This is a genomic window from Bacillus sp. LUNF1, from assembly GCF_011008975.1.
Lineage (GTDB): Bacteria > Bacillota > Bacilli > Bacillales > Bacillaceae > Bacillus > Bacillus velezensis.
Genome location: NZ_CP048876.1, coordinates 309,854 through 333,384, shown reverse-complemented (window position 1 = coordinate 333,384; position 23,531 = coordinate 309,854). Strand labels below are relative to the sequence as shown.

The following is a 23,531-nucleotide window of genomic DNA, read 5'->3' as shown; positions in this document are numbered from 1 at the left end:
CGTTAATCAGGCAATGTGCCATAATTTCTCATAGAGAAGCAATCTTACAGGCAGCTGCAAAGGAGGTTTGGCGAATGAAGAAACAACGATTAATTGCAGCAGGGAACGGAATGGCCGGAATCCGCTGTATTGAACACATTTTAAAGATGAACCGTGACATGTTTGAGATTGTCATTTTCGGAAGCGAACCTCATCCCAATTACAATCGCATTCTCTTATCCTCCGTTTTACAAGGTGAGGTTTCGCTTGATGCCATTACGCTGAATAGCCGCGAATGGTACAAAAAAAACGGAATTACGCTTTACACGGGAGAAACGGTTGTAGACATTGATACAGAACGGCAGGTTGTCACAACGGATCGAAAGCGCAGCATGACTTACGATCAAATCATCCTTGCAACTGGCTCCTCTCCTTATATTCTCCCCATACCCGGAGCAGAGAAAGAAGGGGTCTGCGGCTTTCGGACAATAGAAGACTGCCAATCCCTTATCAATGCGGCCGGCCGGTATCAAAAGGCGGCGGTCATCGGCGCCGGTTTATTAGGTCTTGAAGCGGCCGTCGGCTTACGGCAGCTCGGCATGGACGTCAGCGTCATTCACCACTCTTCGGCCATTATGCAAAAACAGCTTGATCAAACGGCATCACGCCTGCTGCAGAAAGAGCTGGAGCGAAAAGGCTTAGTCTTTCTTTTAGAGAAAGACACGGCATCCATTACAGGAAACTCACGGGCGGAAGGCATCCGTTTCAAAGACGGTTCTTCCATAGAAGCAGACCTGATTGTCATGGCCGCCGGTGTGAGGCCCAATATCCGATTGGCTGCATCTGCCGGACTTTCAGTGAACCGAGGAATCATCGTCAATCAATTCATGCAGACGAACAAACCGAATGTGTATGCCGTCGGTGAATGCGCGGAGCATGACGGGATTGTATACGGATTGGCGGCGCCGCTTTATGAACAGGGAAAAGTGCTCGCGCAGCATCTATGCGGCGTCCCGTGCGAAGGGTTTCAAGGCTTTACACAATCTGCAGCCTTAAAAATAGCCGGTATTGATGTATGGTCGGCAGGAAAGGTGCACGAGGATGAGCACACAGCCGGCATATTGTTCCATGATGAGCATGCAGGCATCTACAAAAAAGCGCTCTTTGAGGACGATAAACCGGCCGGCTTTATTTTATTCGGGGACACGCGCGGTAAACAGCGGCTTCTCGACAGTCTTGTGAAGCAAAGAGATATTTCCATCGTGAAAAAACAGCTCATGGAACCGGATCAAGGCGGTATATCCTTTGAATCCATGCCTCCCCATGAAACCATTTGCCAATGCAGCTCAGTGACCAAGGGGTCCATTGAAGAAGCGGTAAACAAATATGGCTTAAAAACCGCGGAGGAAGTAAAGCACATGACAAAAGCGTCCGGGTCTTGCGGAGGATGCAGGCCTCTCGTTGAAGACTTGCTGAAGTATATGGCGAGCGATGATTACACAAAACCCTCCCGCCAGCCTTCGTTTTGCGGCTGCACCGATTTGACGGAAGAAGAAGTCATCGCGGAACTTTGGCGCCGTCCGTTCACTGATGCCGCCGAGGTAATGAAAGAGATCGGCTGGAAAACAGAAAACGGCTGCCGCATTTGTATTCCGGCGCTTCACTATTACCTGGAAAGGACGCGGCCTGATTTTATGCAGTTCAATGAAATATCGGCAGAAGAGACATGCACCCTGATTCCGCAAATGTACGGCGGACTGACAAGTGCGGCAGAGCTCAAAAACATCGCAGACGTCATCGAAGAATACGGCATCCCCGGCGTTTCGATGACTGACAGTCACCGGCTGAGGCTTTCCGGAATCAGGCCAAATGACCTTGCAAGCATCAGAAAAGCACTGAACATGCCGGTTTTCTCCCCCCGGCACCGCTGGACGATTCAAATCAGAGCATGTACGTGCGGACAGCATCGCTCCTTTCAAGAGCTGGCAAGCAGGATTGAACGAGATACCGACATGCTTGCCGTACCCGCTTATGTATCCGTCAGCTTGTCATGTGAAAACAATTGCACCGATGCTTACATTCAGGATATCGGCGTGCTTCAGACACAAACTTGCTGGGAAGTTTATATCGGGGGCGTCCGCGGAAAACAAGCCCGCGCCGGCAGCCTTTTTTGTGTGACGAATAACGAAGACAGTACCGCCGCTATGATGAAAGGCCTTATTCAGTATTATCGCGAAACGGCTCACTACAACGAAGCGATTTACCAATGGGTTGACAGACTCGGCCTCGTCCATATCAGAGAAATGCTGTTTGAAGAAGATATGCGGACACAGCTTCTGAAAAATCTTCGTTCAGACATATCCCTGCTGCAAAACCTGTCTGCCGGGAAAACGCCATACGAAAGGATGAAGCTTTTTGACTGAACCGATGCTCCGTTATTTCCGTGACAAACTGCAAGATATTCAATCGGAAAAAACATATGAGACGCAATGCCCGTTCTGCAGCATGCAATGCAAAATGCAGCTTACGGAACAAACCTTCGCGGCACGGAAGAAATACACTGCAATCGGCATTGATAATCCGACGACACATGGCCGTTTATGTACAAAAGGCATGAATGCCCATCAGCATGCCGTGCACTCTTCCCGCATTACACGCCCCCTGTTTAAAAAAAACGGTGAATTTGTGCCTGTCTCTTGGGCTGAAGCACTGAATCGCATTAAGGAACAAATCAATCTGATCCAAACCGAACACGGCAATGATGCGATGGCCGTCTACGGGAGCGCCTCCATTACAAATGAAGAAGCCTATCTGCTAGGAAAGTTCGCACGGGTCGGCTTACAGACGAAATACATCGATTACAACGGGCGGCTCTGTATGTCTGCCGCAGCAACGGCGGCCGGCCAGACATTCGGCGCGGACAGGGGCCTGACGAATCCATTATCGGACATTCCGCATACACGCGTCATCATCCTGGCAGGCACCAATATCGCGGAATGCCAGCCGACGATCATGCCGTATTTTGATAAAGCGAAAGAAAACGGGGCTTACATTATCGCCATTGATCCCCGGGAAACGGCGACGACCAAAATAGCCGATCTTCACCTGAAAATCAAGCCCGGCACAGACGCCGCCCTGGCAAACGGACTCGTCAAAATCTGCATTGACGAACAGCTTACAGACAAAGACTTTATCCGCACACGAACAAACGGATTCGATAAGCTCAAACGGCATACCGACGCTTTAGATCTGAAAGAGATTTCCGAGCAGACAAGTGTTCCTTTGGAGCATATGCGAAAGGCCGCCGTGAAGTTTGCCAAGGAAACATCCGGCATGCTGTTTACAGCGCGGGGGATCGAACAGCAGACTGACGGTACCGCGGCGGTGAAAGCTTTCTTAAATATGGTGCTGATCACGGGAAAAATCGGCAAGCCCTTCTCAGGTTACGGGGCGATTACCGGTCAAGGCAACGGACAAGGCGCGCGAGAACACGGCCAAAAAGCGGATCAGCTTCCGGGCTACCGTTCTATCGAAATTGAAGAACACCGGGCGTATATTGCGAAGGTGTGGGGGATTCATCAGGATGAGCTGCCGCGAAAAGGCGTCTCAGCCTATGAAATGATAGAAAAAATAGCTAGCGGCGACATCAAAGGACTGTTTCTCATGTGTTCCAATCCGGCTGTTTCCGGCCCAAATGCGAATTTCGTCAAGCAAGCAATCAAGAAACTGAGATTCTTTGTCGCAGTTGATTTATTTATTTCTGAGACCGCGGCATTCGCAGATGTGATTTTACCCGCCTCCTCTTATTTGGAAGACGAAGGCACGATGACAAATGTAGAAGGCCGCGTGACATTAAGAGAAGCGAGCCGCACCTGCCCCGGAGAAGCGAAACATGATTGGCAGATTATCTGTGACATTGCCTCGGCTCTTGGTAAAGGGCATTATTTTCCCTATACGTCAGCGGAGGAAATCTTTAACGAACTGAGAGAAGCGAGCCGCGGCGGAATTGCTGATTACGCTGGCATCACCTATGACAGGCTCAGGCGGGAAGGCGGCATTCATTGGCCGTGTCCGGAATCTGATCATCCCGGAACTGGGCGCTTGTTTACAGAATCATTTGCTCATCCGGATCAAAAAGCGGCATTAAGTGTGATTCCAAACGAACCACCTGTTCCAAAAGAGAAACCGTCAGCCGATTATCCGCTTTATTTAACGACAGGCAGAGTCATGTCTCACTACTTAACGGGTGTCCAAACGAGAAAAAGCTCTGCCTTGGCTGCAAGACATTTCGAATCCTTTGTGGAAATCCACCCAAAAACGGCGGCCGACTATCATATCGAAGACCGTGTTCTCGTGAAGATAGAATCCCCCCGGGGCAGCATCACGGTCCGGAGCAGATGGTCGGAAAACGTACGAAAAGACACGTTGTTTGTCCCCATCCATTGGTCTGACACGCAAAACGTCAACGATTTAATTGGTGAAGCCTTGGATCCGGACTGTAAAATGCCCGGTTTTAAGATGTGCGCGGTACGAATCAGCCCTATATAATTTTTCATAAAATTTTTAGATTTTTTAGTATTTTTTGTTACATTTCATAACATGCACCTTAAATATTTGTTTTTGCTGTGCTACGCTAAAGAAAACATAGATAAGGAGCGGATCATCTGATGGGAAAAAAACAGCTAGTCCTTGTTGGAAATGGAATGGCCGGGGTAAGAGCGATTGAAGAAATACTGCGTGTTTCAAAAGACGAATTCGAGATTACAATATTCGGGGCCGAACCTCATCCCAACTATAACCGAATCCTTCTGTCAAAAGTGCTGCAAGGCGATACCGACATTCAAGACATTACGTTAAACGATTGGAACTGGTACAAAGAAAACAACATTCAGCTGTATACCGGTGAAACAGTCATCAAAGTCGACACGGAAAATAAAACCGTCATCACAGATGCAGACAGAATCCAGCCTTACGATGAACTCATCCTGGCGACAGGCTCTGTCCCTTTTATCCTTCCGATTCCGGGCGCAGACAAACAAGGCGTCACGGCATTCCGGGACATAAAAGATACAGATACGATGCTCGCGGCGTCAAAACAATATAAAAAAGCAGCCGTCATCGGCGGAGGACTGCTGGGATTGGAAGCCGCACGCGGACTGCTGAATCTCGGAATGGACGTGTCTGTCATCCACCTCGCCCCATTCCTGATGGAGCGCCAGCTTGACGCAGCGGCGGGACGCCTGCTGCAAAACGAATTAGAAAAACAAGGCATGACCTTTTTCCTTGAAAAGCAAACCGATGAAATTCTCGGTACTGACCGTGTCGAAGGCGTACGCTTCAAAGACGGCACAAGCATCGAAGCTGACCTGGTCGTCATGGCGGTCGGCATCCGCCCGAATACACAGCTTGGCACAGAAAGCGGCATTCCGGTAAACCGCGGAATCATTGTCAATGATTATATGCAGACTGACATTCCGCACATTTACGCGGTCGGTGAATGTGCCGAGCACCGCGGAATCGCATACGGTCTTGTGGCGCCGCTCTATGAACAGGCGAAAGTGCTGGCCAAACATATTTGCGGCATTGACACAAAACCGTATGAAGGCTCCGTTCTCTCCACTCAATTAAAGGTATCAGGCGTCGAAGTCTTCTCTGCCGGTGACTTTGACGAATCAGAGGACAAAAAAGCGATTAAAGTGTTCGATGAACAGGACGGCATTTATAAAAAAATCGTCCTGAGGGGCAATCAAATTGTCGGCGCTGTTTTGTTCGGCGACAGCAGCGAGGGCGGCCGCCTGTTTTCTATGATTCAAAAAGAAGCCGATATCTCCGAAACCTCCAAAATATCAATCTTACAGCCTCTTGACCAGGAAGCAGGCGCAAGCATGACCGCGGCGATGAGCGACGATGAAATCATCTGCGGATGCAACGGCGTTTCAAAAGGTGCGATTATTCAAGCCATTCAGGAAAAAGGCTGCACATCAACGGACGAAATCAAAGCATGCACCGGGGCATCCCGTTCCTGCGGAGGCTGTAAACCGCTCGTGGAAGACATTCTTCAATATACACTGGGCTCAGAATTTGACGCGTCCGCGCAAAAAGAAGCGATTTGCGGCTGTACATCACTGTCGAGAGATGAAGTCGTAGAAGAAATCAAAGCCAAAGGGCTGTCCCATACAAGAGAAATCATGAACGTGCTCGGCTGGAAAACGCCGGAGGGCTGCTCCAAATGCCGTCCTGCCCTCAACTACTACTTAGGCATGATTAATCCGGCTACATACGAGGATGACAGAACATCCCGTTTTGTGAACGAACGGATGCACGCCAATATTCAAAAAGACGGAACATACTCAGTCGTGCCCCGGATGTACGGCGGCGTGACCAACTCTCAGGATCTCCGTAAGATCGCCGATGTCGTCGACAAATATGAGATCCCGCTCGTTAAAATGACAGGCGGCCAGCGGATTGATCTCATCGGCGTCAAAAAAGAAGACCTGCCGAAAGTATGGGCCGAGCTTGATATGCCGTCAGGCTACGCGTACGGAAAAACACTCCGCACGGTAAAAACGTGCGTAGGCGAACAATTCTGCCGCTTCGGCACGCAAGATTCCATGGCACTGGGCATTGCGCTTGAGAAAAAATTCGAAGGGCTCAATACGCCTCACAAGGTCAAAATGGCCGTGTCCGCCTGCCCTCGGAACTGTGCGGAATCAGGCATTAAGGACCTTGGCGTTGTCGGCATCGACGGAGGCTGGGAGCTTTATGTCGGCGGAAACGGCGGAACCCATTTGCGCGCCGGTGATTTGCTGATGAAAGTAAAAACGAATGAAGAAGTCTTAGAATATGCGGGGGCTTACCTTCAGTACTACAGAGAAACGGCAAACTATCTGGAGCGGACATCCGCATGGCTTGAGCGCGTCGGTCTATCTCATGTCCAATCCGTATTAAACGATCCGGAAAAACGGCAGGAGCTCAACGACAGAATGAATGAGACACTCTCTGTCCACAAAGATCCGTGGCAATACTTCCTTAAAGATAAAAAAGCATCTAAAGATCTATTCGAAAATGTCGTCACGACTTCATAAAACAGTAAGGGGGAACGGACATGGTTAATAAAGATATGACAAAGGTTTGCATAGGCAAAGTAAGCGAATTACCCGAGGAGTTAGGAAAAACCGTATATATAGAAGATAAAGAGCTTGCCGTATTTAAGCTTTCTGACGGGAGCGTCCGCGCCGTCGAAAATCGCTGTCCCCATAAAGGGGGCGTCCTGGCTGAAGGCATCGTCAGCGGAGAATACGTCTTCTGTCCGATGCATGACTGGAAAATCTCCTTAGAAGACGGAAAAGTCCAAGAGCCGGATCATGGCTGTGTCAAAACATACGAAACACTGATTGAAGGAGAGAATGTATACCTCCTGTATTGAGCAAAGACCGGATCACTTTTTCAAGTGGTCCTTCATTTTTTAAATTGCTGAAGGGATGACGCCATCATGAAAAACGGAATCGTATATTTTGTCGGTGCCGGACCAGGAGACCCGGGGCTGATCACCGTAAAAGGAAAACAGGCTCTGGAGAAAGCGGATATCATTTTGTATGACCGGCTCGCAAACCCAAAGTTCCTTGAATATGCCTCACCGGACTGCCGGTTCATTTATTGCGGAAAGCTGCCCGACCGTCATTTTATGAAACAGTCTGAGATAAATGCCCTGCTGATTGAAAAAGCGGCGGAGGGCTGCACCGTCGTCCGCTTGAAAGGCGGAGACCCAAGTGTGTTCGGCAGAGTCGGCGAAGAAGCGGAGGCGCTTCATCAGCACGGCATCCGCTACGAAATGGTGCCCGGCATCACCTCGGGAATCGCAGCGCCGCTGTATGCGGGAGTCCCCGTCACCCATCGTGATTTCGCTTCGTCCTTCGCGATGATCACCGCTCATGATACATCATTGCAAGGCAGGCCGAATCTCGACTGGGAAGGGCTTGCCCGAAGCGTTCAAACGCTTGTGTTTTACATGGGCGTTAAAAATCTGTCGTTTATATGCCGGCAGCTTATGGAGTACGGAAAATCCCCTTCCGTTCCCGTACTCGTCATTCAATGGGGGACGTGGGGGCGGCAGCGAAGCGTTAAAGGAACGCTTCAGGACATCCATGAAAAAGTTCAAAGCCAAAACATCACCAACCCTGCCATTATCGTCATCGGTGATATTGTCAATTTTCAAACACACAGCTGGTTTGAAAGCAAACCGTTCATCGGGCGGCATATCATGGTTGTCACTCATGGCGATGAAGAACATACATTGACAGACAAGCTGCGCGAGTATGGCGCCGATGTTATTGAATGGCCGAAGCGGATCGTTAAAAAAATGCCCGCAAACGAAAACATCCTGAAACAGATCAGCACCTTTGAACAACTATTTTTCACATCACGCCTTGCGGTATGCGAATTCTTTGACACACTGGCTTTCAAGCAGATCGATATCCGCCGGGTGACCGCAAGCCTGAATGCAGCGACTGAGGCCGCAAAGACGGAACTGACAAAACGGGGCTTTCTCCTATCCGAATGTCAAATTGATTCTCCGCATTCACTCATTGTAGGAAGCCGTCAAGCAGCAGAAAACTTGTCAGACTCAAAATCATGCCCGTTTTATATCACCCATGAGCATATCGCGGATGAGCGGTTCACTTCCATGATCGAACGCACGATCAGTGAGTCTCCTCTGCAAATGATTATCTGTACGGGCAAAGAATCCGCTCAGCATTTGATCAGCGCCGGAAAACAAATCGGCATATCACCGGATCCGTCAGCAAACCGCCCTCCCGTCATCTGCATGGGCGAAGACGTCCCCGCCGGCTGCGGGTTTACCGCCGTGAAAAATCAGGAACAGTTATTTGCGTTTATACGAAATGAAATGAAAGACATGCTCGTTCACAGCTGATACCCGGAATGCTTTTCTGACCCTCAGGCTCAACATCGGGGGTCAGCCCTTTTTTATTGTGTCACCAATTTTTTATGGTGAGTCGAATACATCGCCATCTGATCCGCCTGCGGGTCCAAATAGGCTTTGGCGCTGTTCACGGCGGTCGGCCCCTCCGTGAAACCGCCGGCAATCAATCTGAGCTTGCTTTCATAATGGGCGGCGTCACCGGCGACAAACACGCCCGGAAGATTCGTCCGCATATGTCTGTCAGCTTTAATCCTGCCTTCTTCTATCTCAAACCCCCAGTCCTTCATCGGACCGAGATCAATTTTAAACCCGTGGTTGATAATGAGCTCATCAAGCTTGATGACTTCAGAAAGTCCGGACTCAGTTTGGCAAATGGTGACGCTCTCGATCCGTTCTCCGGTGCCGTTGAGATGCTTCAGTCGATACGGCGCAAGCACCCGCACGGAAGACCGCTTCATTTTCGCGACGCTGCTTTCCAAACCGCCAAACTCCTCCCTGCGGTGCAAGACGGTAACAGACGCCGCAATCGGTTCCAGCTCATTCGCCCAGTCAACCGCGGTATCTCCCCCTCCGGAAATCACGACATGCTTATCTCGAAACGCATCAAGCTTCTCTACCTTATAATGAAGGTTCTTTCCCGAATAACGGCTCGCATCCGCGCTGTCAAGTTCATTGACCTCAAGCGTTCCCATGCCGACGGCCAAAATCACCGTGCGCGTATAGTGCTTTTCCCCTTTGGAACTTTCCAGCACAATGGTTCCGTCTTCCACCCGTTCAAATCCAGTCACCCGCTGATTCAACACGATATCCGGCTTAAATGTCGCAGCCTGTTCCTTCAGCTGCTTAATCAGCTGTTCTCCGGCAATCCCGGGTATTCCGCCGATATCACGGATGATTTTTTCAGGGAAAAACATAGACACTTTCCCTCCGAGCCGCGGCAAAAACTCGATCACTTTCGTTTTCAGCTCGCGCATCCCGCAATAAAAAGCCGCAAACAGGCCGATCGGGCCTCCGCCTATAATCGTGACGTCATACACCTCATGATTTTCCGCCATCGTTCTGCCTCCCGTTTATATCTATACTTCAAATATTTTTAATTGAGAATCAATATCAATGAAAGTATAACACATATTGAGGAGCAGTGTTTATTCATTTCTCATCTTGCGGAAAAGGAGTGATTCAGAAGTGAGGTTCTGAGATTGATAAGCGGGAAGGTATTAAAACTGAAACCAGTACGGCGACTGGTTTCTTTTTTATCTCTTTTTCATCAGCATGATATCGAGGTACAGCTGGCACCTTGTCCTGAAGTCGTTTAAATTAATTGATGTCATGTCAAGAATCTGTTTGATACGGTAGTTCAATGTGTTTTGATGAATAAAAAGCTGTTCTGCGGCTGGTTTTGTTTTGCAGTTATTGAGGAGATAGATTTCTAACGTTTTCAGCAGTTCTGTACTGCTTTCTCTGTCTTTGGCTTTTAATAACGCTAAATCATCGTTTACATATTCCAGTGAGGCGTTTTTTTCTTCGATGCTTTCAAGATAGCGGTAAATCCCGAGCTTACTGTATTCGTACGGGATATTTTCCTGGTTTCCGGTAATTTCGGCGGCCTTTATGACTTCAAGGGCTTCTATATAACTTTTGCCGAGCTTCAGGATGCTGCTGTATTCATTGCCGATTCCGATATAGATGGGAGTGGGGATCTTCTGAAAGTGAAAATGAGTCAGCAGTTTGTGGATGAATTCAGATGCTGCCGAAGTGCCGGAGCTTTTTTGCGAGAAGCTTGCGACGACGATGACAATATTGGAATCAATGGTTAAGACGTGACTGACTTTATCCCGCAAATTCAAGTACGATTTGATGTTTTCCTTCACATCTTCGACTGCCTCCCCATCCCCATTTGCGGCGTGCAGGACGACTACTGAAAAAACCGACGGCAGCACGGCGTTCATCTTTTCCGCTTCCCGCCTGAACTCCTTTTCAGAGGAGAATTGCTGAAAGATCGCCCGTTTCACCAGGTCTTCCGCTCTTTCTTCTTTTTCTTGTTTCAGCCGGTTCGTTTTATAGATGATTTTTCCGACATGAAATGAAGTTTCATATAAAAAATCGAGCTCCTCGTCCGTCAAGTTTCGGTCGAGCTCCTGAATCCAGATGTAGCCCATCACTTCCCCTTTATGTTTTGCGCTTACAACCACTCTCTGATTCAGTCCGATACTGTCTATTTTTTCGACACGGAACGGTTCAGGAACGGTTTTCAGCTTTTCGATCACCCCGTCCTTCAGAAACCTTTCAAAAATCTGCACGGGGCATTTTTTTGAAAATATCGTCTGCTGGTTGGCGGAGTCGAAGTGATTAATGTAATAAGAATTATAGGCAAGCAAAAAGAAATCCGCGCTTTCCAGAATAACGGGCTTCTGCAATTCATAACTGATGAAATCAATTAATTTATCAATGTCCGTAAATGAAAAAACTCTCTCTAAAAGCTCTTCCATACCTATTTCTCCTATGCTCTTTTTATCTTTATCATACTCTGCGGGGTGACTTTTTGTATAGAAAAAAATTCACCTATTCCCAAAACGGCATGATCCGAAAGCCTGTATCGTGAAAAGAGGAAAAAGGGCGGTCCCTTCTTCCTCTCGTTCCTTGCTTTTATTGAGAAAGTGTATCACGGTAATCATGAAACTGATCTGTGACATCTTTTGACGGAGCCTGTGTCAATAAGCTGACGACAAATACAGCGGCAAGGCTTACAGCAAAGCCCGGAATGATTTCGTACAAAAAGTCTGAAAGACCGGCATTCGCCCAAATGATTACGGTAATCGCTCCCGCAATCATGCCGGCGAGTGCCCCCCATTTCGTCATCCGTTTCCAAAATAAACTGAGCAGTACGACCGGCCCGAATGACGCGCCGAATCCCGCCCATGCATAGCTGACAAGACCAAGTATCGTGTTGTTTTTCTCCCAAGCGAGCACCAAAGCGATGATTGACACCGCAAGCACTGCCATTCTCCCCAGAAATACGAGTTCCTTATCAGAAGCCGAACGCCTGAACATGGACTTATACAAATCCTCTACTAAAGAACTGGACGTAACGAGCAGCTGAGACGAAATCGTACTCATAATGGCCGCTAAAATCGCAGAAATGAGAAATCCCGTAATAATCGGGTGGAACAGAATGTTGCCGAGCTGAATAAAAATGGTTTCCGGATCAGCCAGCTTCAGTCCGTGCTGGTGGTAATACGCGATTCCCGCAAGACCCGTAAACAGCGCGCCTAGTGCAGACAAAATCATCCATCCCATTCCGATCCGTCTGGCGCGTTTGATTTCTTTCACAGATGTGATCGCCATAAAGCGCACAATAATATGCGGCTGCCCGAAATAGCCGAGCCCCCACGCAAATAAAGAAATAATGCCAAGGACGGTCGTCCCTTTGAACATATTAAACAGTTCCGGGTTGACGGAACGGATATCGGCAACGGTTTCCCCCGGGCCGCCCGTATGGAAAATCGTCACAATCGGTACGAGAATAAGCGCCACAAACATAATGATCCCTTGAACAAAGTCCGTCCAGCTTACCGCCAAAAAGCCTCCGAACAAGGTGTAGGCGACAACGACGCCTGTCACGACCCACAGTCCCGTGTGGTAATTCAACCCTAAAATGCTGTTGAATAAGACGCCTCCTGAGACCATGCCGGATGATACGTAAAATGTGAAAAAGACGAGAATGACAAGACCCGAAAACAGTCTGAGAAGCTTCGTATGATCACCGAAACGGTTTTCAAGGAAACCCGGAATGGTGATGGAATTCCCCGCTTTTTCGGTATACGTTCTCAGCCTCGGTGCCACGAAAAGCCAGTTCGCCCACGCCCCGAGCACAAGCCCGAGCACAATCCAAGCGCCGCTTAATCCTGTCGAGAACATAGCACCCGGAAGCCCCATCAAGAGCCATCCGCTCATATCCGCCGCTCCCGCGCTGAGCGCTGTGACGGCAGGGCCTAAAGAACGCCCCCCGAGCATGTAATCCGTCAGATTTGACGTCCGTCTGTAGGCGAAATAACCGATAAACAGCATACCCGCCATATAGATACAAATGGAAATAATCAACTGAATGTTTGCTATGGCATTTCCTCCTCCGCTTTATATGTTTATGGTGAAATGGACACCCCCCGCGAGGAGGATGCCCATTCAGTCCCTCTTAAAACATTTCACTGATTGTTTTCGCCTGCATGTGGAGGGCCAAATAATCCGGGCCGCCCGCTTTTGAATCAGTGCCGGACATTTTGAAGCCTCCGAACGGATGGTAGCCGACAATCGCTCCCGTACAATTGCGGTTGAAGTACAGGTTGCCGACATGGAATTCCTGTTTCGCCCGTTCAATATGTTTGCGGTTATTTGTAATGACCGCGCCTGTCAAACCATATTCAGTATTGTTGGCCACTTCTAAAGCTTCATCAAAGTTTGACACTTTAGAAAACGCCACGACAGGCCCGAAAATTTCTTCCTGCATGAGTCTTGCTTTCGGATCAAGGTCAGCGAAGATCGTCGGCTTGATAAAGTAGCCTTTTGAATCATCTCCGGTGCCGCCGCTTACTAAACGGCCTTCTTCTTTTCCGATTTCAATGTAGCTCATGATCTTGTCGTAAGAACCTTGGTCGATGACAGGCCCCATATAAACATCTGCACTGTCAGGTTTAGCAGTTACTTTTGATTCCGTAATTTCAATGACACGCTCTAATACTTGATCATACACTTTTTCATGGACAACTGCACGTGAACCTGCAGAACATTTTTGTCCGGCAAAGCCGAATGCAGATGTGAAGATCGATTGAGCCGCTAATTCAATGTCCGCATCCTCGTCAACAACAACCGTATCTTTACCGCCCATTTCAGCAATGACGCGTTTCAGATGCTGCTGGCCCGGCTGCACTTTTGCCGCGCGTTCAAAAATTCTCGTACCGACTTCACGTGATCCTGTAAATGTGATAAGGCTTGTTTTCGGATGGTCAACAAGATAATCGCCTACTTCTGCTCCGCTTCCCGGCACAAAGTTGACTACGCCTTTTGGCAATCCGGACTCTTCAAGCACCTCAACAAATTTTGCTGCAATAACAGGTGTAGCACTCGCAGGTTTTAGAACCACTGTGTTTCCAGTAACGATCGGCGCCACTGTTGTTCCTGCCATGATCGCAAACAAGAAGTTCCACGGCGGAATAACAACTGTCACTCCAGTCGGCGTGTACACATATTGGTTCTTCTCGCCTTCGCGGCTGTTGACCGGTTTGCCTTTTGCCAGTTCGATCATTTGGCGTGCATAATACTCCATGAAGTCAATCGCTTCAGCCGTATCTGCATCAGCTTCGTTCCAAGGTTTTCCTGCTTCCTTGACGAGCAGGGCGGAGAATTCGTGCTTTCTGCGGCGGACTTTGGCAGCTGCGCGGAACAAAACGGCCGCTCTTTCTTCAGGGGATGTGTATCTCCACTCTTCGAACGCTTTCGCAGCTGCTTCAATCGCTTGCTCAGCGTGCTCCTGGGACGCCTTTGACACTTTTCCGACGACTTCTTCTTTATCAGCCGGATTGATTGAAACGATTTTCGCTTCCGTCTCTACCTTTTCACCATTGATGACGAGCGGATAATCTTTTCCCAGATACTCATTTACCGTCGCAAGCGCTTTCTTAAATTCTTCAACGTTCGATTGATCTTGGAAATTCGTGAATGGTTCGTGTTTATAAGGTGTAGTCATTGTCATCTCTCCCTTTTTTACTTCTTAGTCATCCCTTTAAAGGCGAATGCGATGTTTGAGGGGCGTTCGGCAAGCCGTCTCATGAAATAGCCGTACCAGTCATCCCCGTAAGGCAGGTAGACTCTCATGCGGTATCCTTCTTCCACCAGGCTGAGCTGGGTTTGCGAGCGCATGCCGTACAGCATCTGAAACTCAAAACGGTCGTTTGGAATGCCGTGCTCTTTGGCAAGCTGTTTTGTAAACTCGATCATTTTGTCATCATGCGTGGCAACTGCCGTATAATGTCCTTTTAAAAGCTGTTTGCGGATGAGTCTTTTATAATTTTCATCGACGTCGCTTTTTTCAGGATAGGCCACCTTTTCCGATTCTTTATAGGCCCCTTTGACAAGCCGCAGAAACGGATTCAGCGGGCTGAGGTCATCAAGATCCTTCTCCGTTCTGTACAGATAAGCCTGCACCACGGTGCTTACATATTCATACCGGCTCCGGAAGTCTTTAAAGATATCCAGCGTTTTCTGGCATCTCGTTTCATCTTCCATGTCAATCGTCACCATGACTTTATGTTTTTCAGCCGTCTGGAGGATTTTCGTCATATTTTCATAGACAAGATCGAGATCTATATCAAGACCTAAAGACGTCATTTTTAATGACACTTGGGAATTCAGCTGTTCATCAGCGATTAAGGCGATGGTCTGCATGCACTCCTCGGTGCGTTCTTTCGCGACATCACCGCTGTTGACAAATTCCCCCAAATGATCGACAGTAACTGACAGCCCTTGGCTGTTCAAATGTCGGATTGTCGGGATAGAACTGCGGAAATCCATTCCTCCGATGATTTTGCCGGCTGCCACACGGCTTCCCCAGCTTCGCGCCATCTTATTGAGAAAGCTGCTCTTGGATAAAAATAAGAAAAAATCTCTTGTAATCACTTCCAACCTTAACACCCCGCAATCTAAGAAGTATTTGTATGAGTCTATTGTAAATGGACAAAACATCCTCTCACAATATTCTAAAAATACAAAGATTCTGATAAATTTTTGTGGTTTTACCACAATCAGCTTCTTAGATAGCAGGCGGATTATGCCGAAAAAAGGCGGACGGAAATGACGGCAATCGTCAATTTCCGCCTTTTTACCCCCACGCCTCTTCGACGGTCTGAATCAATAGCTGATTCAGTTCCTCCGTTATGTCAGGTTTCGGCGTTTTGATCATTTTGACATAGTGCCTGATGCGTTCTATTTCTTCTTCTATAAATGCATGAATGATCGTATTTCTCGGTTCCGGGGCCAGCTCCTGACCGCTTTTTTTCCTTGTAAGCAGTGTATTGATTTCAGAAATGAGCGCTTCATCCGTCAATAAGGCATCGGCCAGTACGGGAAATGACATCGGCGGTACGGAGCCGAACGTTTCAATCCATCTGCAGGCAAGGAGAGGACGCAGAACATAAAAATACTTTTTAATCTTCACTTCACTGCCCCGCAATTCCGTTTTTTCATTCCGTTTTGCCATATTGAGATAATGATAGATGCCGGCTTCAGGCGAAAAGGCGCGGTTTTTCAGTTTTCGAAGCTTTTCAGCCGCTGAGAAAGCTTCATAATAGATCATCTCAGAAGAGAGCCATTCCAAAAGAGGCGGATTTGATTTTTTAAAAAGCCGCAGCGCTTTTCTCAGTTCCCAGCCGCTGATGTCAAGCATGTCATGAATCGGCTCTTCTATGACATCCCTATGCGGTTCGATCGAAAAGTACCATTCTTTTTTCGGCACATAGAGAAACCGTACATCGTAGTCGCTGTCGCTTGACGGAAACCCCCATGCGCGGCTCCCTGATTCTACGGCATAAAGCACCTTGACGCCGTGCTGTGCTTCAATTCGTTTTAATTCTTCGATGATCCTTTGTTCCATCAGTATCCGTCCTTTTCCGTGATCATTCCTGAAAAAAGCCCAAGTACTTGGGCTTTTCGCTGTCGTCAGCCTTTCAGATGCGCTTTCAGAAAGGCCAGCTTTTCCGTATGGAAAGAAGGTATGTATTCATGTCCGAAATACCGGTAAACCTTCAATTCTTTTTCCGTTTCCAGATGATTGTAAGCGGCAAACACCGTCGACGGCGGAGTCACGCGGTCAATCAGCCCGATGGACATGAGCACCGGAACTTTTACGCGGTCCGCCAGATTCATGATATCAAAATAGGCCAGTGTATTCATCGCGGCCTTCTCCGTTTCAGGGCTGCCGTTCTTTCTGAAAAAGGAGTTAATCTCAAGATACGGCTCATCAAGAGCGACATCAATGGCCCGCTCAAAATTGCTTAAATAAGGATAATCGGCCGCAACCGCTCTCGGAATGTCAGATAGTGCCGCCGCGGCGATTGAAAGTCCGCCTCCCTGGCTCCCGCCGATGACGGCGATCCTCGTTTCATCCACTTCCTCAAAGCCGCTGATGACTTCCAAAGCCCGGACGGCGTCTAAGTACACGCCGCGGTAATAATATGTATCTTTATCTAAAATCCCTTTCGTCATCCAGCCGGGAACGTGTCCATGCGGTGAGACGCTTGTATCTGTGCTGCTGTGCTGACCGCGGACAAGCATGCCGAATGCGGCATATCCGTGTAGCGCCCAATTTACGATGTCATGTATATCCCCGTCATAGCTCGCGTTATAGCCGTGATATTTCACGATGGCCGGATGCGGTCCTTGCCGGTCGGGAACGGCGTACCATCCCTTAATTTCCGCCTTGCCGAAGCTTCGGTATGTCAGCCGGAATACTTTCACGCCGTCAGCCGGGTAGCTTTCAGCCGTCAATTCAGGCTTTGCCTCTTCCTTTGCAAGCTCATGTAATGATGATGCCCAAAAATCCGAAAAGTCATGAGGAGCGGTTTTATTTGGTTTATAGGTTTGCAGTTGGTCGAGCGGCAAGTCGTATAATTGCATATCCGATTATTCTCCTTTGTTTTATAAGATTTAATTTTCTGACTCTATCTTAACACGATTTTACACTCATTTTCTAAACATTTTAATAAACGTTTGTTTAAAAACAAAAAAGCCGTGCGCTCACAGCGTCACGGCTCTTTTTACATCGGCTGATACAGGTCCCAGCCGATTTTTAACGTTTCTACGATATAATCGGCTATTTCTTCTGGTTCCAGATTATCCGTCGCCACTTTTGAATTATGTTTATCATAGATGCTTTGGCGCTCGTTAAAGAGCTGCTGCATTTCATCCATGGAACGGTTATGCAGAACGGGACGGCTTTCAATCAGCAGATCAGCCCGCTGCTTCCAATTCTCCCATGATAAATCAAGATGGAGCACGAGACAGTTTTCAAGGCAGCACTGTCTGATTTCCTCTTGTTTAAACGAACCGCCCCCAAGTGACACGATCTTGAATTTCGTATTGCGGCAGATATCTAATATATAATCCTTTTCGGTCTGACGGAAAAAGGCTTCACCTTTTTTCTCAAACATTTCAGGGATGGACATCTTGAAATCTTTCTCAATCTGCAGATCAATATCAATGAAGTCTCTGTATAATTTCTTAGCGACCAGCTGGCCGATTGTTGTCTTTCCGACACCCATGAATCCGATCAGTACGATATTTCTTTCTCTTACGGGAATGGCACGTTTTGCGTTCATCTTCGGCGAAATCCTCCTAAGAAATGAAAAAGTTATGTTTATTATATGATAACTCAATATTGAAACATAGAGATAATGCAATGAAAGAAAACCCATCCTTTATTAAGAAGAGATGAGTTTTTCTTTCTATCGGAGCGTAATGCGTTCCACCTTTCCGACAATGAAAATATAAGAAAATGCCCCGATAAATGCGACAGCGCCGACAAACAGAATCGCTCCGTTATATGAACCGGTCGCAGAAACGATAAACCCGATGATAAGCGGGGTGATAATACCGGCCATATTGGCGAAAAAGTTAAACACGCCTCCTGCCAATCCGATTGTCTCGCTTGGCGCCACCTCACTCAGCATCGTCCAGGATATATTGGACATGCCCTGCGCAAAAGAAGCAATGGATAAGATCGTCAAAACCGCAGGAGCAGAATCCGTAACATTCGCGAGCACGATGGAGCCTGTCAGCAGAAGACCGAGGATGACGGGCGTTTTCCGGGCAACGTTCACCGACACGCCCCGTTTCATCATTCCGTCAGACCAATATCCGCCGAACAATACGCCGAAAAAGGCGGCGATATACGGGATTGATGCGGCGAAGCCGACTTTTAAGAAAGCCATGTGCTTTGCCTCCGCCAGATAAGTCGGAAACCATGTCAAAAAGAAGAACAGCGTGGAGGCTACGGCGAACTGGCCGATATACAAGCCGACAAGCTTGCGGTATTTAAGAAGCTGGACGAAATCCGGCCACGTGATCCTGCCGGCTGATTCTGACACCTCTGTCAGTCCGCCGCCTTCTCTAATATACTCAAGCTCCTCCCGGTTCACTTTCCGGCACCGATTCGGCTCGTGATACATTTTGAACCAGAAAATGGAGAAAACAAGCCCGAGCACCCCTGAGGAAATAAAGACGGCGCGCCAGTCAAATGCCGTTAACACCCAGAATAAAACCGGTGTGGCGAACGCCAGCCCCACATATTCCCCCGCCGTATAAGCACCCGTCGCAAAGGCGCGTTCCCGCCTTGGAAACCATGTCGTGACAATCCGGTTGTTTGCCGGAAACGCAGGCGATTCAGCCAGCCCGATAATCAGGCGGCAGCCGAATAAAAATCCGAAACTGGCCGCAAAAGCCTGCACTCCGGTGAAAACCGACCAGATCAATAAAGAAACGCCGTACGTCCGTTTTGACCCGAATTTGTCCAAAATGAGCCCGCCGGGAATCTGCATTCCCGTATAAGTCCAGCTGAATGCGGAAAAGACGACGCCCAAAAGCGCGGGGCTTATGTTCAGCGATGTCTGAATGGACGGGGCGGCGATGGATACACTGGCACGGTCTATATAATTAATCGCAGTGATAAAAAACAAAAGAATCAGTATCACATAACGAGCGCGAGTCGGTTTATTGCAGACGGGACTGAAGTCCGTCAGCTCCGTTTCATTTTTCAATGGCTTCTCCCCCTTACTCGAATGAAATTAATTGTACAACACTTCGGTCAATTATTTAATACTTTGACGCAAAAAAGCGCTAAACAATTTGTGTGCCGCACCGACCTGATGCAGACACACCCCGCTTATAAAAAAGTGTCTGCCCTTTTCACCTGTTTATCCGTATCGCACCCGGGGAAAAAGTACACATATGATAGACAGTTACGGGAGGATTACCGATGAAACTGAGTTTTTGCACGACAGGTTTTAAAAAAAAGCATATTCTCGACATCATTTCTTTCGCGAAGGAGCACTCCTTTAAGGGAATCGAACTGTGGTACGGACACGCTAAACAATATATAGAGGAAATCGGCCCGCTCGACAGGCTTGATCAGCAGCTTCAGGAGGAAGGCCTCGGGGTGCCTGCCGTCAGTTTGTACACTGACTTCGCCGCTCAGGATGAAAGGCAGGCGTTAAAGGATGTTCAAAGGGCATTAAGCGCGGCACGACAGCTGCACAGTCCCTTGATCAGAGTCTTTGCCGGCAATCTTCCTTCGCACCGGACATCACCGGAAAAGTGGCAGCGTGCGGTTGATCAATTTCAGCAGGCGGCACGGCTCGCAGATGACTATGAAGTCGATATCGGGCTTGAGATTCATTACGATACGTACGCGGATACACCGGAGGCGGCGCTGGCATTTTTGGAGGATGTCGGACATCCGCGGGTCCGCACCATTTTTGACGGCTCCAACCTACACGTCAATCACGTTGACCAAATGTCCGCTTTAGAAAAACTGTATCATACCGTCAGCCACATTCATCTGAAAAACTATCACTGGAATTTTGACAACTGGTATCTCAGCAAGCCAACTCCGATTTTTCAAGGAGATCTCGATCAAAAAGCATTTTTAAAAGAGCTGATGAACAGACAATATGACGGTTTTGTTTCTCTTGAGTATTTTGGAGAACATGCCTTTACGCATATAAAGGAATCGCTCCGCGAATATACGTCCGTTTTTTCCCGCTGACTCTTCGATCGAAGGGTCTTTTTTTGTATCATATAGAAAAAGGGGGATATCATGGTGATCCTTTGGATAAATGGGGCTTTCGGTTCCGGAAAAACACAAACAGCGTTTGAACTGCACAGAAGACTGAAACCGTCTTACGTATACGATCCTGAAAAGATGGGGTTTGCGATGCGTTCGATGATACCGCCGGATATCGCTGAAGATGACTTTCAAAGCTACCCTCTGTGGCGGGAATTCAATTACAGCATGCTTTCCTATTTGTCAGATACATATCAGGGCATCATCATTGTGCCCATGACCATTACGAACGATCAATACTTCCATGACATTATCAGCAGGCTGAGACAGGATGGCCGGACCATTCACCACTTTACCCTGCTGGCTTCAAAGGAAACATTGCTGAAACGCCTGCGCACCAGAGCGGAAGGAAAAAACTCCTGGGCCGCAAAACAAATCGACCGCTGCATCAACAGCCTGTCTGATAGCCTCTTCACAGAACATCTCCATACAGACCAAATGTCTATTCAGCAGGTCGCAGAAACGATCGCTGCCCAAGCAAATCTGCCTTTTGAGCCTGATTCGAGAGGCAGCCTTCGAAGATTCACCGACAGATTGATGGTGAAGCTGAATCATATCCGTATCAAATAAAAAAACGTTTTGAAAACATGTCCCTGATCCATGCAAATGGATCAATAAATAAAAAGCCCCTCTGAAGGGATGTTTTTTCAATTTAAGAAAAAAATTTTAGAAACAGAAGAGGTATTTTATGGATAATTGTCTAATTATTAACAACGTAACACATTTCATTTGAAAAGGGAGTGCTCGAAATGAACTTCAAAAAAGTGTTAACCGGTTCTGCGCTGTCTCTTGCCTTACTGATGTCTGCCGCTCCTGCCTTTGCCGCATCACCAACAGCATCCGCATCCATGGAAAATAGCCCAATCTCAACGAAAGCAGATGCCGGCATTAATGCCATCAAACTCGTTCAAAGCCCTAACGGAAACTTCGCTGCTTCTTTCGTTTTAGATGGAACAAAGTGGATTTTCAAAAGCAAATACTATGACAGCAGCAAAGGGTATTGGGTAGGGATTTATGAAAGTGTAGATAAATAAAAATGCGATAAACAAAAAACCTCCCTTTTAAAAGGGAGGTTTTTTTCATTCTATTTCCACCAATCATCAAACATCGATGCCGGCACCTGGCGCTTATGCTCCGTACTGAGGTAGCGTTTTTCCAGCGCCTCAATCACTTCGGAAGAAACGTCCTTGCCTTCTAAATAATCATCAATGTCATTGTAGGTGATGCCGAGTTCGGTCTCATCAGTCTGCTGCGGTTTTTCATCAAGCAGATCGGCCGTCGGTAATTTCAAATACAGGCGCTCCGGCGCACCGAGCTCTTCTAATAAACGTCTGCCCTGGCGTTTCGTTAATCCGGTCAGCGGCAGCAGATCAGCTCCGCCGTCACCGTATTTCGTGAAGAAACCGGTCACTGCCTCGGCCGCATGGTCGGTGCCGATGACAAGCAGCCCCTCTTGTCCGCCGATGGCATATTGAGCGATCATTCTCATTCTGGCCTTTACATTTCCTTTGTTAAAGTCAGACAGCTGATCGCCCGTGTCTTTTTTGTACTGATCGGCGAACGCGCTGACAGCGGACTTAATATCAAATGTCCATGATTTATCAGGTTTAATGAATTTGAGCGCCAATTGGGCGTCATCCTCATCCTGCTGTGTGCCGTGTGGAAGCCGGACGGCGATAAATTCCGCATTTCCGCCTTCTTCTCTGATGCTCTCAGCCGCCAATTGGGCGAGGCGTCCCGCAAGCGTGGAATCCTGCCCCCCGCTGATGCCGAGCACAAAGCCTTTGGCACCTGTTTTTTTCAAATATTGTTTCAGAAAGTTCACTCTGTCCTCAATTTCTTGTTTCGGATCAATTGAGGGCTTTACATGGAGATCATTCATAATTTGTTTCTGGATGCTCATCCCAATCACTCCTCCTGCATTGTTTCTTTATGATCCATTTCCCGTTCATGCTGAAAATGAATCATGCCACTATGTACGACTCTCTGTTAAATATAGCACAGGTGCGGATTTTAAGTGAATCAAATACACCGGGATCAGCTGATTTCCACCCGCAGCGCCGTGATGCTGTCTCCGTTGCATTTTCCTTTTTCGATCGGACAGGATGAAAACGCGACGACGAGATCCATTTCCGCACGGAGCCGTACATAATCACCCGCGTCAGAAAGAGGCGTTTCGACTGATAAGTTCCCTTTCTCATCGAGCACCGTGTTCATAAAGATGGCAAACGGGTAATGCATATGCGGCCGCGGCACCCCGAACGGTTCAAGCGCCCCGCTCATATTGTCATAACACGTATCCTGGAGTTCGTCTTTATGCTTTCCGTATAAAAGTCTGTTCATATCCGGACGGCAGGCGGGAAGCAGCAGATCGTGCTTACCGACTGTATCTTCAATCAGCGTCAGCATCGGCTTGTATAAATTTGAATAAATATGATCACCCGTTTTTACATGAATGGACTGGTTGGCATCAATCGTCGCGCCCTGATCAAGATGTTCATAAAAGTCCTTGGCATGATACGCCGTGAAGTCAGCCACCTGCTGTCCTTCCACATCGACAACTTTTATAATCTGCCCTTTGTGAACCTTCAGGCCGAGCCCTTTTTTCGGCGGTACGATAAATTGCTGTGTCATCAGACTGCTCCTTTTTTCTTCTATTATGAACTCCGTCCGTTTGTTTCATGTAAAGCAATTTATTGGATGTATATTCCCCTTCTGACGGCT

The 23,531-nt window shown here is 48.0% G+C and carries 19 protein-coding genes; 8 read left to right on the top strand and 11 right to left on the bottom strand.

What is annotated here, in order from left to right; genetic code table 11:
• The first annotated feature begins 74 nt into the window (after positions 1-74).
• From nirB to cobA, 5 genes are all read left to right on the top strand, one after another.
• Positions 75-2,402, top strand: a complete 2,328-nt coding sequence (gene nirB / locus G4O42_RS01780; RefSeq protein WP_032872796.1) for a nitrite reductase large subunit NirB — start codon at positions 75-77, stop codon at positions 2,400-2,402.
• Positions 2,395-4,527 carry an assimilatory nitrate reductase catalytic subunit NasC gene (gene nasC, locus G4O42_RS01775; protein ID WP_032872794.1) on the top strand — a complete coding sequence of 711 codons (2,133 nt, stop codon included), beginning with the start codon at positions 2,395-2,397 and terminating at the stop codon, positions 4,525-4,527. Before nirB ends, nasC begins: the two co-directional genes overlap by 8 nt.
• Positions 4,528-4,646: 119 nt before the next feature.
• Entirely contained in the window at positions 4,647-7,064 is a 2,418-nt protein-coding gene (gene nasD / locus G4O42_RS01770; protein WP_032872792.1) for an NADPH-nitrite reductase, read from the top strand.
• Between the two features lie 20 nt (positions 7,065-7,084).
• Entirely contained in the window at positions 7,085-7,405 is a 321-nt protein-coding gene (nirD, locus tag G4O42_RS01765) for a nitrite reductase small subunit NirD (RefSeq protein ID WP_032872790.1), read from the top strand.
• A 66-nt stretch (positions 7,406-7,471) separates the two neighbouring features.
• Entirely contained in the window at positions 7,472-8,911 is a 1,440-nt protein-coding gene (gene cobA / locus G4O42_RS01760; RefSeq protein WP_032872788.1) for a uroporphyrinogen-III C-methyltransferase, read from the top strand.
• Positions 8,912-8,964: 53 nt separating this feature from the next.
• On the opposite strand, the gene G4O42_RS01755 is transcribed toward cobA, so the two are convergent.
• From G4O42_RS01755 to G4O42_RS01715, 9 genes are all read right to left on the bottom strand, one after another.
• A complete protein-coding gene (locus G4O42_RS01755; protein ID WP_032872786.1) occupies positions 8,965-9,975 on the bottom strand; it encodes an NAD(P)/FAD-dependent oxidoreductase in 1,011 nt (336 codons plus the stop codon).
• Between the two features lie 198 nt (positions 9,976-10,173).
• A complete protein-coding gene (gene putR, locus G4O42_RS01750; protein WP_003156600.1) occupies positions 10,174-11,409 on the bottom strand; it encodes a proline utilization transcriptional regulator PutR in 1,236 nt (411 codons plus the stop codon).
• Positions 11,410-11,566: 157 nt separating this feature from the next.
• Positions 11,567-13,021 carry a sodium/proline symporter PutP gene (putP, locus tag G4O42_RS01745; protein WP_007609276.1) on the bottom strand — a complete coding sequence of 485 codons (1,455 nt, stop codon included), beginning with the start codon at positions 13,019-13,021 and terminating at the stop codon, positions 11,567-11,569.
• Between the two features lie 91 nt (positions 13,022-13,112).
• A complete protein-coding gene (gene pruA, locus G4O42_RS01740; protein WP_011996302.1) occupies positions 13,113-14,660 on the bottom strand; it encodes an L-glutamate gamma-semialdehyde dehydrogenase in 1,548 nt (515 codons plus the stop codon).
• A gap of 17 nt (positions 14,661-14,677) precedes the next feature.
• Positions 14,678-15,589, bottom strand: coding sequence for a proline dehydrogenase family protein (locus G4O42_RS01735; protein ID WP_087920787.1), 912 nt, complete (start codon positions 15,587-15,589; stop codon positions 14,678-14,680).
• 202 nt (positions 15,590-15,791) lie between these two features.
• A complete protein-coding gene (locus tag G4O42_RS01730) occupies positions 15,792-16,562 on the bottom strand; it encodes a nucleotidyltransferase domain-containing protein (protein ID WP_032872784.1) in 771 nt (256 codons plus the stop codon).
• Between the two features lie 65 nt (positions 16,563-16,627).
• Positions 16,628-17,584, bottom strand: a complete 957-nt coding sequence (cah, locus tag G4O42_RS01725) for a cephalosporin C deacetylase (protein ID WP_032872781.1) — start codon at positions 17,582-17,584, stop codon at positions 16,628-16,630.
• 140 nt (positions 17,585-17,724) lie between these two features.
• A complete protein-coding gene (locus tag G4O42_RS01720; protein WP_032872779.1) occupies positions 17,725-18,285 on the bottom strand; it encodes a shikimate kinase in 561 nt (186 codons plus the stop codon).
• Between the two features lie 126 nt (positions 18,286-18,411).
• On the bottom strand, positions 18,412-19,722 hold the full coding sequence (locus tag G4O42_RS01715; protein ID WP_032872777.1) for an MFS transporter: 1,311 nt from the start codon (positions 19,720-19,722) through the stop codon (positions 18,412-18,414).
• 218 nt (positions 19,723-19,940) lie between these two features.
• On the opposite strand from G4O42_RS01715, the gene G4O42_RS01710 reads away from it, so the two are divergent.
• The 3 genes from G4O42_RS01710 (at position 19,941) to G4O42_RS01700 (ending at position 21,841) form a co-directional block, all read left to right on the top strand.
• Positions 19,941-20,729 carry a sugar phosphate isomerase/epimerase family protein gene (locus G4O42_RS01710; RefSeq protein WP_032872776.1) on the top strand — a complete coding sequence of 263 codons (789 nt, stop codon included), beginning with the start codon at positions 19,941-19,943 and terminating at the stop codon, positions 20,727-20,729.
• 54 nt (positions 20,730-20,783) lie between these two features.
• Entirely contained in the window at positions 20,784-21,377 is a 594-nt protein-coding gene (tmrB, locus tag G4O42_RS01705) for a tunicamycin resistance ATP-binding TmrB (RefSeq protein WP_032872828.1), read from the top strand.
• Between the two features lie 179 nt (positions 21,378-21,556).
• Positions 21,557-21,841 carry an antimicrobial peptide LCI gene (locus tag G4O42_RS01700; RefSeq protein ID WP_032872774.1) on the top strand — a complete coding sequence of 95 codons (285 nt, stop codon included), beginning with the start codon at positions 21,557-21,559 and terminating at the stop codon, positions 21,839-21,841.
• Between the two features lie 50 nt (positions 21,842-21,891).
• On the opposite strand, the gene nadE is transcribed toward G4O42_RS01700, so the two are convergent.
• Together nadE and G4O42_RS01690 are read right to left on the bottom strand one after the other, a co-directional pair.
• Entirely contained in the window at positions 21,892-22,710 is an 819-nt protein-coding gene (gene nadE, locus G4O42_RS01695) for an ammonia-dependent NAD(+) synthetase (protein WP_007409061.1), read from the bottom strand.
• A 134-nt stretch (positions 22,711-22,844) separates the two neighbouring features.
• Complete coding sequence (locus tag G4O42_RS01690) at positions 22,845-23,441, bottom strand: DUF1989 domain-containing protein (protein WP_011996295.1); 597 nt, start codon at positions 23,439-23,441, stop codon at positions 22,845-22,847.
• Positions 23,442-23,531: the final 90 nt, after the last annotated feature.